This window comes from Mesorhizobium sp. WSM4884 (assembly GCF_029625675.1).
Lineage (GTDB): Bacteria > Pseudomonadota > Alphaproteobacteria > Rhizobiales > Rhizobiaceae > Mesorhizobium.
Window position 1 is genome coordinate 39,562 of record NZ_JARTVO010000007.1, and the last position, 11,761, is coordinate 51,322.

Below are 11,761 nucleotides of genomic sequence, written 5' to 3' on the forward strand. Positions count from 1 at the left end.
GTTTGGCACGTCAGCCCTTCTTGAGAGCAGGGCTGAACACCATCAGGCTGAGAATCTCGAACAGCACCTGGGCGCCGACATGGGCGGTGTTGGTGGTCGTGTCATACTGCGGCGCGACTTCCACGACATCGCCGCCGACGATGTTGAGGCCTTTCAGGCCGCGCAACAACTCGAGCACCTCGCGCGTCGTCAGTCCGCCGACTTCCGGCGTGCCGGTGCCCGGTGCGAAGGCCGGATCGATGCTGTCGACGTCGAAGGAGATGTAGGTCGGGCCGTCGCCGACGATTTTCCGCGCCTTTTCGATGATGGCGGGGATGCCGAGGCCGGTCACCTCCTCGGCATGCACCACCGTCATGCCGGATTCGTAGGTGAACTCCCACAGATATTCGGCCGAGCCTCGAATGCCGATCTGGATGGTGCGGGTGGGATCGAGCACGCCATCCAGCACCGCGTTGCGGAACGGCCCGCCGTGGTGGAACTTGGTCATGTCGAAGAGCCCGCTTGTGTCGCAATGGGCGTCGATATGGATCATGCCCACCGGCGCCTTTTTGCCGACCGCCTTCAGGATCGGGTGGCTGATGGAGTGATCGCCGCCGACCGAGAGCGGCAGCACGCCGGCGTCGACGATCTGGTTGGTGCGCTTTTCGATGTCCTCGTGGCTGATTTCCAGCCGGTAGCGGCTGCGGAACGGCGTGTCGCCGATGTCGGCGACGCGAAGCTCGTGCGTCGGCGCGCATTCCAGCACATGGTTGTAGGGGCCGATGCGCTCGATGGCGCGCAACGCGCGTGGCCCAAAGCGCGCGCCGGGACGGTTGGTGACGCCGAGATCCATCGGCACGCCGATCATAGCCACCTGCAGGTCGCCGAAATCCGGATTGTCGGCGGCCACCTGCCGGTAGGGCGCCGCAAGGAAAGTCGGGATGCCGGAATAGGGCGCGAGCCGCGTGCCGCTCTTCGAAAAGATCTTGTCGGCGACCTTGCGGAATTTCGGGTCGAACATCTCGCCGCCATGGCTCTCGCCATATTTGCGGCGCAACGCTTCAAGCTTGCCGCGATCGTAGCCCATGTCCGGATACTCCTGTCTCTTGTCTGGCGGAAGTGTCCGGTAGCCCATCCGAAAAATCAATCGCGTTCGGGCCGCGACACTTGCCGCAGGCCGCTTCTTTTTGTCGGGCCAGCTTGCAAAGCGGGCAGCGCTTGCAAAAATTCAATGCTATGAGGCAGTCGGCTTAAAACGAAGGCCGGAAGAATGTCGCCTGAAGCGGGTTTCGGCGCGACCCTTTCGGAGCAAGCAGCGAAGGCGGCAGCAAGTATGGCAAAGACCGATATAGCGCGGCGCGTCTACAACCACACCTGGAAGCTCGACCCGATCGTCCGCAGCTTGCTTGACACCGATTTCTACAAGCTTCTGATGCTGCAGATGATCTGGGGCATGTACCCCAAGGTCGACGCCACTTTCACGCTGATCAACCGCACCGCCTCGGTGCGCCTGGCAGACGAGATCGACGAAGGCGAATTGCGCGAGCAGCTCGACCACGCCCGCACCTTGCGTTTCACCAAGAAGGAAATGATCTGGCTGGGCGGCAACACCTTCTATGGCCGCAAGCAGATCTTCGAGCCGGAATTCCTTGCCTGGCTCGAGGATTTCCGGCTGCCCGACTATGAGCTCACCAAGCGCGACGGCCAGTTCGAATTGTCCTTCCCCGGCCCCTGGATGTACACCACGCTCTGGGAGATCCCCGCGCTCGCCATCATCAACGAACTGCGCTCGCGCGCCGCGCTGCGCTCCTTCGGCCCGTTCGCGCTCGACGTGCTCTACGCCCGCGCCAAGGCCAAGATGTGGGACAAGACCGAGCGGCTGAAGGCGCTGCCCGGCATCCGCATTTCCGATTTCGGCACGCGCCGCCGGCATTCCTTCCTGTGGCAGCGCTGGTGCGTTGAGGCGCTGAAGGAAGGCATCGGCGAAGCCTTCACCGGTACTTCCAACGTGCTTCTGGCCATGGACAACGACCTCGAGGCGCTCGGCACCAACGCGCATGAACTGCCGATGGTGTTCGCGGCACTCGCCAATTCCGAGGAAGAGCTGCGGCGGGCGCCTTACAAGGTGCTGCAGGACTGGCAGCGCTACTATGGCGGCAATCTCTTGATCGTGCTGCCCGACACTTTCGGCACCGCTGCGTTCCTGCGCGATGCGCCGGACTGGATCGCCGACTGGACCGGCTTCCGCCCCGACAGCGCGCCGCCGATCGAAGGCGGCGAGAAGATCCTGTCCTGGTGGCGCGAGAAGGGCAAGGACCCGAAGCAGAAGCTGCTCATCTTCTCCGACGGGCTGGAAGTCGAGACGATCGAGGAGGCCTATCGTCACTTCAAGGGCAAGGTGCGCATGTCCTTCGGCTGGGGCACCAACCTCACCAACGATTTCGAAGGCTGCGCGCCGACCGAGACCAAGAGCCTCGACGCCATCTCGCTGGTCTGCAAGGTCAGCGAAGCCAATGGCCGCCCGGCGGTGAAGCTGTCCGACAACCCGGCCAAGGCGACGGGGGATGAGAAGGAGATCAAACGCTATTTGCGCATCTTCGGCGAGAAGGGGCGGGTGCAGCAGCTGGTGAAGGTGTGAGGACTGCTAAAACGGAATTTCGGATAATCGGATAACTTGAGTTCCCGCCAACCCCCCTCTGTCCTGCCGGACATCTCTCCCGCAAGGGGGGAGATCAGCAGTTCATCCGGGGCGCGCTTCTCCTGCGACGCCGGCGATTGGCGAAAGCGGCGGCGGCAGCCAATCTCCCCCCAAGTGGGGGAGATGTCCGGCAGGACAGAGGGGGGTGCGAAGGATCGCGACGCTGCAAATAATCCCCACGGGCCTCGATCCCTCGCAGTCGCCTTGGCGCTGACACCACTTCTCCCCACCCCAGCCTTCGCCCACGCGTCCGACCGTGGCCACGTGCTGCTTCTTCCGACGGGGTACTATATCGCCGGCGGCGCTCTTGCCGTGGCCGTCAGCTTCCTCGTGCTGGCGCTGCTGCCCCCCGCTGCCCTTGACCGCTTCTGGCGCAGGCGCCTATCCCTCTTCGCCTTCAGCGGCGGCCCGCGCACCATCGTCAGCCTATTTTCCTTTGCCGGCTTCGCCCTGCTGGTCGCCGCCGGCCTTTTCGGCAGCCGCGACCCGCTGTCCAACCCGCTGCCGCTCGTGATCTGGACCCTGCTCTGGGCCGGCTTCACCCTGCTGCAGGGCGTCTTCGGCGATCTCTGGTCTTGGCTCAACCCGTGGTACGGACCTTGGCGCGTCGTGAGCCGGCTTGCCGGCAAACGCGGGAGCGAAGCCCGGCCCTCGCGCCTGCCACGATGGCTCGGCTTCTGGTCGGCCTTCGTGCTGTTCTTCGCCTTTGCCTGGTTCGAACTGATCGACCCGGCGCCAGACGATCCCGCGCGATTGGCTGTGGCCGCCGGCCTCTACTGGCTGATCAGCTTCCTCGCCATGCTCCTTTTCGGCTACAGCGACTGGAGCCGGCGGGGCGAATTCCTGAGCGTCTTCTTCTCCATGATCGCCCGCTTCGCGGCGTTCCGGCGCGAAGAAAGCCGGTTCGGGCTCTGCTGGCCCGGAGCGAAACTGCTCTCTGCCGAGCCGTTGCCGCCAAGCGGAACAGCCTTCCTCTTGCTGGCGCTGTCCTCCGTATCCTTCGACGGTCTGTCGAAGACCTTCTTCTGGCTGGGCCTGTTCGGCATCAATCCGTTGGAATTTCCGGGCCGCACCGCACTGATCGGCATCGGCAGCCTCGGCCTCGTGCTCTCCTTCGTCCTGCTTGCGGCCGTGTTCGCCGTTGCCATCTTTCTCGGCCAGCGTCTTGTCGGCGACGAACATTCATTCCGGGAAACTGCCGGCCTGCTGGTGTGGTCGATCGTGCCGATCGCGCTCGCCTACCACATCGCGCATTACCTGACGGTGGTGCTCGTCGGCGGCCAGTACGCGCTGGTGGCCTTTTCCGATCCCTTCGCGCTCGGCTGGAACCTGTTCGGCACTGCGGACTGGATGGTCGAGGCCGGCGTCGTCGCCGGTGCGGAGTCGGCCTGGTGGCTGTGGAATGTCCAGGCCGGCGTCATCATCGCCGGCCATGTACTGGCCGTGCTCGTCGCGCATGGCCTTGCCTGGCGTCTTCACCCGCAACCGTCGCGAGCCGCGCTGAGCCAGCTCCCGCTGACGCTTCTGATGATCGCCTACACGATATTCGGCCTATGGCTGCTTGCCACGCCGACGGCTGGATGAGACAAGGGCGCCTCTTGCTGCGCAACTCCGGACGGAAACCGCTACACACTTTTCCTGGAATTGCTCCGAATGCCGTCGGGGAAGCTCGCTTGCCACGTCATGGCTTTGGTGATTTAGTTTGTACACATGCAATTTTCGCGTCCTCCGAGGGAGGAGGATCGAGCCGCCTTATCGCTGGTCAAAACTGAAAAAAACAGGGGAACGGACATGGCTGACAAGAACGGATTTTTCGACCTTTCAAAAACCACGCTTTCCCGCCGCGCCGCGCTGAAAGGCATGGCCGCCGGCGCCGGCCTTGCACTGGCGCCCGGCTTCGTCCGCTACAGCCAGGCGCAGAGCTCGGCACCGATCAGGATCGGCTTTCAGTCTCATCGCACCGGCATCGGCGCTGCCTATGGCCGCTGGTACGAGAGAACGAGCGCCGCCGCCGTCAAGGCGATCAACGACGCCGGCGGCATCGGCGGACGCAAGGTCGAGCTGGTCATCGAGGACGACGGCACCGATCCCGCCCGCGGTGCCGAGGTGGTCGGCAAGTTCGCCAAGCAGCATAAGACCGACATCGTCTTCGGCACGCTGTTCTCGCACGTCGTGATCGGCTCGGCGCCGGCCGCCGGCGAGAACAAGATCCCCTATTTCGTGGTCAGCGAAGGCCACCACGTCGCTTCGACCAAGCTCAACCGCTACATCTTCCAGCCCGGCATTACCGACGTGAAGAGTCAGATCCAGGCGATGGCGCCGTGGATCGCCGCCAACGCCGGCAAGAAGGTGACGCAGATCTTCCCCGACTTCGCCTTCGGCTACGACCATCGCGACTACCTGCCGCCTGCGCTCAAGGCGCAAGGCGCCGACGTGATCGCGCAGATCGCCATCCCGCCGACGGAGTCGTCCTTCACCAAATACTTCCCACAGATTCCGGCCGAGACGGAAGTCATCTACCACGTCATGGTCGGCCCGGCCGTGCTTACTTTCGTCAAGGAGCTCGGCGAGTTCTACGGCTCGCAACGGCCGCAGCTCTTCGGCTTCATGGATTCGCTCGAAGCCGTCGACATCAACAGCCCCGGCCTCGAATTCCTCGACGGCAGCCATTTCTGGGAAGGCTCGCCGCGCTATGCGCAGCCCGACGATTCCGCCGCGCAGAAGGCCTACCGCGCCGCCGTCGGCATCGACGACAACGGCGCCGCCGTCGGCGATCCCAAGGACGTCTCCACCGCTTCGCATATGTTCGGCTGCTGGGAAACGCTCTATGTCGTCAAGAAGGCGATGGAGGATGCCGGCTACAAGGGACCGGAAGACCGCGCCAAGCTGGTCGAGGCGACCGAGGCGCTGAAAGAATTCGCCGAGGGCCCGGAACATCCGCAAGGCCCCAAGACTTTCAACGGCAAGATCCACCAGTGCTTTGGTATCCAGAACATCTCCAAGGTCGAAGGCGGCAGGTTGAATGTCGTCCACAAGACCAAGATCGAGGACGGCCTCTACGAGCCGGAAGGGGACTACACGACGCAGGCGCTGTAGGTTTGCCTTACCAGCAACGCGTGGGCGCCAAGTCACCCCCCCTCTGCCTGCCGGGCATCTCCCCCTCAAGGGGGGAGATCGGTAGTTCGTGCGCCGGCACCTATTTGCCGGCGTTGGTGATTGGCGCAATCCAAGGTGACATCCAATCTCCCCCCTTGAGGGGGAGATGGCCGGCAGGCCAGAGGGGGGTGCCTCGCGCATCCGTTCATGCCTAATGCACTTCGGACCCCACCTCCTGCTTGCTGCCCTCGAAGGCCTCGTAACCTCGGCCGTGCTGGCGCTGACGGCGCTCGGCCTGTCGCTGGTGTTCGGCGTTATGCGCGTCGTCAATGTCGCGCATGGCGAGTTCTTCATGCTGGGCGCGGTCCTTGCCTGGGCGATCTCGACGGCGATCTCGGGCCACCCGGCGATCGGCTTTGTCGCCGCGCTGGTGATCGCGCCCTTGCTGGTCGGGCTGGTCGCGTTTCTTTCTGAATGGCTGGTGCTGCGCCGGCTGAACTACAATCCCGAAAGCACCATCGTCGCCACCATCGGCATGCTTTACATCATCCAGCAGCTGGCGCTGACCTTCTACGGACCGGAAGCGCGCCCGGTGGAACCGCCCTTCAGCTACCGCATTCTTTTGCCGTGGTTCGGCTACTCCGGCTATAAGCTCTCGGTGGTCGCGGCCTCCGCCGTTCTGCTGGTGATCACCTGGCTGGTGCTGACGCGCACCAAGATCGGGCTGATCATGCGGGCGACTCAATATGACCGCGAAACGGCCCAGGCCTTCGGCATTCCGGTCGAGCGCGTCTATGCCGGCGTCTTCGCCGTCGGCGCCATGCTGGCGGCGATCGCCGCGGTGCTGATCGTGCCGATCAGCCAGGCGCATTACCTGATGGGGCAGGACCCGCTGTTGTTGTCATTCATCGTCGTCATCATCGGCGGCCTCGGCTCGCTGCGCGGCACCGTCGTCGCCGCCATCCTGATCGGCCTCTCCGACGGCATCGTCTCGGTGTTCTTCTCGCCGACTTTGGCTAAGATCATCGCCACGTTGGTGGTCGCCATGGTGCTGGTGTTCAGGCCGCAGGGGTTGTTCGGGACGACGCAGCGATGAGGGATGCTTCGCCGGCAAAGACCTACGCCCTGCATGTCCGCGTCATCGCGCTTCTGTTTGTGCTGAACTTCGTCTTGCCGGACTACCACCAGGGCCTCTTCGCCCGCATCATGGCGCTCGCCGTCTTCGCCATGGGCTACAATCTACTCTTTGGCTATGTCGGCCTGCTCAGCCTCGGCCATGCCATGTTCTTTTCGGCCGGCCTCTATGGCGCCGGGCTGACCGTCTACCATCTCGGCTGGGGTGTGCCGGAAGCTTTCCTTGTCGGGATCGTCTGCGGCGCGCTGCTTGCTCTGGTCACCGGCCTGCTGGCCCTGCGCACATCGGGTGTGGCGTTCATGATCGTCACCATGATGTTCGCGCAGGTGTTTTATCTGCTCATCCTGTATTTCGCTGCCTGGACCGGCGGCGACCAGGGCCTGGTTATCCAGCAGGCGTCGCGCACACTCAATCTCGGTAGTGCCTCGTTCGACCTGACCAATCCGACCATGCGCTATATGGCCGCGCTGGCGCTGTTCTCGGTCGTCCTGCTCATCACCCTTGCCATCGTCCGCTCCCGCTTCGGCCGCGTTCTGGTCGCAATTCGCGAGAATGAGGAGCGCACCAAAATGCTCGGCTACGATACCGTCTCCAACAAGCTCGCCGCCGTCGTCGCCTCCGGCGCCATCTGCGCGGCGTCGGGCGCGGCCTATGCGCTGCTGTTCGGCTATATCGGCTCGAGCTTCGCCTCGGTGCAGTATTCGATCCTGCCGCTGCTCTGGGTGCTGCTCGGCGGCGCCGCCACCACGCTCGGGCCGCTCGTCGGCACGCTGTTCATGTATTATGTCATCGACATCACCAGCGGCTTCACCTCCGCCTATCTCTTGATCGTCGGCATAGCGCTGATCCTGCTGGTGTTGTTTGCCCCGAAGGGTATTCTGGGCTCCATCCGCCAGCGCTGGTTACGGTGGCTGCCATGACGCCGCTGCTCACCACCAAGGGCCTGTCGCGTCATTTTGGCGGCCTGCGCGCCGTCGACGGCGTCGACTTCGCGCTCATCCCGGGCGAAATCCGCGCCATCATCGGCCCCAACGGCGCCGGCAAGACCACCTTCGTCAGCCTGCTCAGCGGCCGCATCCGGCCGTCGGCGGGCATGATTGTCTTCGACGGCGCCGATATCACGACCATGCCGGCTTACAAAAGGGTTCGCCTCGGCGTCGCCTATACCTTCCAGATCACCAGCGTCTTTGCCAACCTCACGGCATTCGACAATGTCGCGCTGCCGGTGCAGCGCACGCTGACCGACGGCCGCTCGAAGGGACAGGTGCGGGCCGGCGTCATGGCGGCGCTGGAGCGCACCGGCCTCGCCGACCGGGCAGGCACACTGGCCGCGCACCTTTCCTACGGCCACCAGCGTCTGCTCGAAGTTGCGATGGGCTTGGCGCTGAAGCCGCGTCTGCTCATCCTCGACGAGCCGACGCAAGGCCTGGCCGACAGCGAGATCGACAATTTCACCGCGCTGGTGCGCGAGATCGCCAAGGACGCAACGGTCCTGCTCATCGAGCACAACATGCCGGTGGTCATGCAGCTCGCCGACCGCATCACCGTCTTCAATTCGGGAAAGATCCTCGCCGAAGGCACGCCGGAGCAGATCCGCGCCAATACCGCGGTCCAGGATGCCTATCTCGGAGCGACGCATGGCTGAGACACCGCGAGCCCTAGCCATTTCCGGCCTCGACTGCTTCTACGGCGAGGTCCAGGTGCTTCACGGCCTCGACCTCGCGCTTAACAAGGGCGAGGTGCTTTGCCTGTTCGGCCGCAACGGCGCCGGCAAGACGACGACGCTGAAGGCGATCATGGGGCTGGTGCCGGCGGCGGCCGGCTCGATCAAACTGGACGGCAAGGAATTGACAGGGCTCGTCGCGCATGACGTGCCGAAGGCCGGCGTCGCCTATGTGCCGCAGGGCAGGCGATTGTTTGCCGACATGACGGTGGCGGAAAACATCGAGATCGGCCTGATGGCGCGGGGCAGGGGCAAGCAGACGCGCGAGAATGTCCTCGACCTCTTCCCGCTGCTGCGAGAGCGGCTGAAGCAGCGCTCAGGCACGCTTTCCGGCGGCGAGCAGCAGATGCTGGCCATGGCGCGTGCGCTCTGCCTCGAGCCGCAGGTGCTGCTGCTCGACGAGCCGACGGAAGGGCTTATGCCGTCGATGATCGCCAAGATTCGCGAGACGGTGGCGAAGCTGCGCGACCTCGGCGTCTCGACCATTCTGGTCGAGCAGCGCGTTGACGCCGTGCTTTCGGTCGCCGACCGCGTCTCATTCATCGAGAACGGCCGCAACCGCGAGACAGTCGATGTCGAGGAACTGCGTGTGGATCCGTCGGCGGTGCGGCGATATGTGGGCGTGGGCTGAGGGGCAGCGCCGACGCGGATAGTGTTTCGCTTCACCCGAAGAACAAAAATCCCGCGATCAAAAAAGTCGGGATCAGCACCAGGCCCGACCATGCCATGTAGCCGAAGAAGCCTGGCATCTTGAAGCCGCGATGCCTGGCGATGGCAAAGACCATGAAGTTCGGCGCATTGCCGATATAGGTGTTGGCGCCCATGAACACGGCGCCCGCCGAGATCGCGGCAAGCGTCGACGCCGCTTCCGTCATCAGGTGCTTCGCATCGCCGCCGGCAAGCTCGAAGAACACCAGATAGGTCGGCGCGTTGTCGAGGAAGGACGACAGCGCCCCGGTCAGCCAGAAATAGGCGAGGTCGTTGGGCTTGCCGTCGGCTGAGGTGACCAGCGTGACCAGCGGCGCCATCGCCCCGTCGTGCCCGGCCCTCAGGATGGCGACGACCGGCACGATGCAGATGAAAATGCCAGCAAAGAGTTTCGCCACTTCGGCGATGGGGTCCCAACTGAACCCGTTCGCTTCGCGGTGGCTCTTGTACGAGACTTTGAGCGATAGGAAGGCCAGCGCCAGGATGATCGCGTCGCGCATCAGGTTCTGCAGTTCCAGACCGACGCCGAAGACGGAAAAGCTCACGCCGGGCTTCCAGCTCGCCGAAAGCAGGATCGCGCCGATCACGCCGGCAAGCAGCGGCAGGTTGGCCAGCCCGCGCAGGCGCACCTTCGTGTCCGGCGTCGGGTCCTTGATTTTCGGCATGCCGGCCTCGCGGCGATGGAGGACGATGTCGAGCATGAGGAAGATGAGCAGCACCAGTCCGCCAACGAAGAGCGTGTCGGGCAGGATGTGCACCGTGGTCCAGAAGAAGTCGACGCCGAGCAGGAAGCCGACGAACAGCGGCGGATCGCCGAGCGGTGTCAGCGAGCCGCCGATGTTGGAGACCAGGAAGATGAAGAAGATCACCACATGGGCATTGAAAGGCCGATTGTCGTTGGCGCGCAGGACCGGCCGGATCAGGACCATCGAGGCGCCGGTCGTGCCGATGATCGAGGCAAGGATCGCGCCGATCAGCAGCAGGCCAGCATTGACTAGCGGCGTGCCATGGATGTTGCCGGCAACGAGGATGCCGCCGGAAATGGTGAACAGCGCGAACAGAAGGATGATGAAGGAGAGATATTCGGTGAGCAGCGTGTGCAGCACCGCCTGGCTTGCCGACGAGATGCCGAAAGCGATCGCCAGCGGAACCACGGCAAGTGCTGCCCAGGCGGCGGCGATCTTGCCGTAGTGATGTTCCCACAAATGCGGAAAGAGCAGCGGCCCTGTCGCGATCGACAACAACAAGCCCGCAAAGGGCAGCGCCCACCAGAGCGACATCGCGGCGCCGGGCAGCGCGTGAGCCTCGGCTGCCAGAGCTTGTGCTGGAAGCAGCACTGCCATGGCAAGCGCGGCGAATGAAAAAAGCCGCCTCATCTGGCCGCCCCGCGCCTTCCCTTCTCCCCTTGTGGGGGAAGGTGGATCGGCGCGCAGCGCCGAGACGGATGAGGGGTGCTCCAGCGGAGTGAGACGTCGGCTTTCCCTGGAACACCCCTCATCCGTCGCCTTCGGCGACACCTTCTCCCACAAGGGGAGAAGGGGGAGCCCGCATCCCGGCGCCGCAAGTTGGCAATCCCGGTGAGGAGGTCCCCCCACAAGGAAGACACGAAAGGAGCCTTCGCCTGCCTCAAGGTCTGGTCAGTCCGCCAAATGGTCTTCGAGCGTCACGCCAGCCTCGCGCATGAGCGCGATCATCGTGTCGAGCGAGCCGTTGAGGTCGATGCCGCGGCAGGCGTCGAGCCGCACGGTCGTCCTGAAGCCCTGCTTCACTGCGTCGAGTGCCGAATAGGCGACGCAGTAATCGGTAGCGAGCCCAACCAGCGTGACGGCGTCGATGCCGCGTTCCTTGAGATAGCCGGCGAGTCCGGTCGGCGTCGTATGATCGTTCTCGAAGAAGGCCGAATAGGAGTCGATGGCCGTGCGGAAACCCTTGCGGATCACCAGTTCCGCCTTGGTCCATGCGAGCCCCGAATGGAAATCGGAACCGAGGCTGCCCTGGATGCAGTGATCCGGCCAAAGCGTCTGCCGCCCGTAGGGCATCTCGATCGTTTCGAAGGGCTGCTTGCCGGGATGGCTGGAAGCGAAGCTCGAATGGCCGGCGGGATGCCAGTCCTGCGTCAGCACGACATGCTCGGTCCGCCGGATCAAGTCGTTGACCAGCGGCACGATCTCGTCGCCGCCGGAAACCGCCAGCGCGCCGCCAGGGCAAAAATCGTTCTGCAGATCGATGACGATGAGCGCTTCGTCGGCCATGGGCTCCCCTTCGGTTCGGCTCGGGCTCCAATCAGATGCCGCTGACGCGACCGGAGGCAGACCCTCGACCAGATGGCTGGCCGCGTCAACCTCTACAGGCATAACAAAGCCGTGGCGAGAGCCTCCGCTTTGACAATTGCGGCGAAGTTGATATCATTTGCATACGAATG

General features: G+C 64.1%; 10 protein-coding genes. 7 read left to right on the forward strand and 3 right to left on the reverse strand.

What is annotated here, in order from left to right:
- Positions 1–10: 10 nt before the first annotated feature.
- Positions 11–1,066: an agmatinase gene (gene speB, locus P9236_RS13130; protein ID WP_278075050.1), complete on the reverse strand. Its 1,056-nt coding sequence runs from the start codon at positions 1,064–1,066 to the stop codon at positions 11–13.
- Between the two features lie 246 nt (positions 1,067–1,312).
- On the opposite strand from speB, the gene pncB reads away from it, so the two are divergent.
- The 7 genes from pncB to P9236_RS13165 all read left to right on the forward strand — a co-directional run bounded on the left by pncB (position 1,313) and on the right by P9236_RS13165 (position 9,262).
- Positions 1,313–2,617 (forward strand): nicotinate phosphoribosyltransferase, encoded by a 1,305-nt coding sequence (gene pncB, locus P9236_RS13135; protein ID WP_278075051.1) that lies wholly within the window; start codon positions 1,313–1,315, stop codon positions 2,615–2,617.
- 183 nt (positions 2,618–2,800) lie between these two features.
- Entirely contained in the window at positions 2,801–4,261 is a 1,461-nt protein-coding gene (locus tag P9236_RS13140; protein WP_278075052.1) for a hypothetical protein, read from the forward strand.
- A gap of 207 nt (positions 4,262–4,468) precedes the next feature.
- Positions 4,469–5,773, forward strand: coding sequence for an ABC transporter substrate-binding protein (locus P9236_RS13145; RefSeq protein WP_278075053.1), 1,305 nt, complete (start codon positions 4,469–4,471; stop codon positions 5,771–5,773).
- 214 nt (positions 5,774–5,987) lie between these two features.
- Positions 5,988–6,869: a branched-chain amino acid ABC transporter permease gene (locus P9236_RS13150; protein WP_278075054.1), complete on the forward strand. Its 882-nt coding sequence runs from the start codon at positions 5,988–5,990 to the stop codon at positions 6,867–6,869.
- Entirely contained in the window at positions 6,866–7,828 is a 963-nt protein-coding gene (locus P9236_RS13155; protein ID WP_278075055.1) for a branched-chain amino acid ABC transporter permease, read from the forward strand. Before P9236_RS13150 ends, P9236_RS13155 begins: the two co-directional genes overlap by 4 nt.
- Positions 7,825–8,553, forward strand: a complete 729-nt coding sequence (locus tag P9236_RS13160; protein WP_278075056.1) for an ABC transporter ATP-binding protein — start codon at positions 7,825–7,827, stop codon at positions 8,551–8,553. The genes P9236_RS13155 and P9236_RS13160 overlap by 4 nt, the downstream gene beginning before the upstream one ends.
- A complete protein-coding gene (locus P9236_RS13165) occupies positions 8,546–9,262 on the forward strand; it encodes an ABC transporter ATP-binding protein (protein ID WP_278075057.1) in 717 nt (238 codons plus the stop codon). Before P9236_RS13160 ends, P9236_RS13165 begins: the two co-directional genes overlap by 8 nt.
- Before the next feature lie 31 nt (positions 9,263–9,293).
- On the opposite strand, the gene P9236_RS13170 is transcribed toward P9236_RS13165, so the two are convergent.
- Positions 9,294–10,715 carry a sodium:proton antiporter gene (locus P9236_RS13170; RefSeq protein ID WP_278075058.1) on the reverse strand — a complete coding sequence of 474 codons (1,422 nt, stop codon included), beginning with the start codon at positions 10,713–10,715 and terminating at the stop codon, positions 9,294–9,296.
- Between the two features lie 261 nt (positions 10,716–10,976).
- Positions 10,977–11,591 carry a bifunctional nicotinamidase/pyrazinamidase gene (gene pncA / locus P9236_RS13175; RefSeq protein ID WP_278075059.1) on the reverse strand — a complete coding sequence of 205 codons (615 nt, stop codon included), beginning with the start codon at positions 11,589–11,591 and terminating at the stop codon, positions 10,977–10,979.
- Positions 11,592–11,761 lie beyond the last annotated feature (170 nt).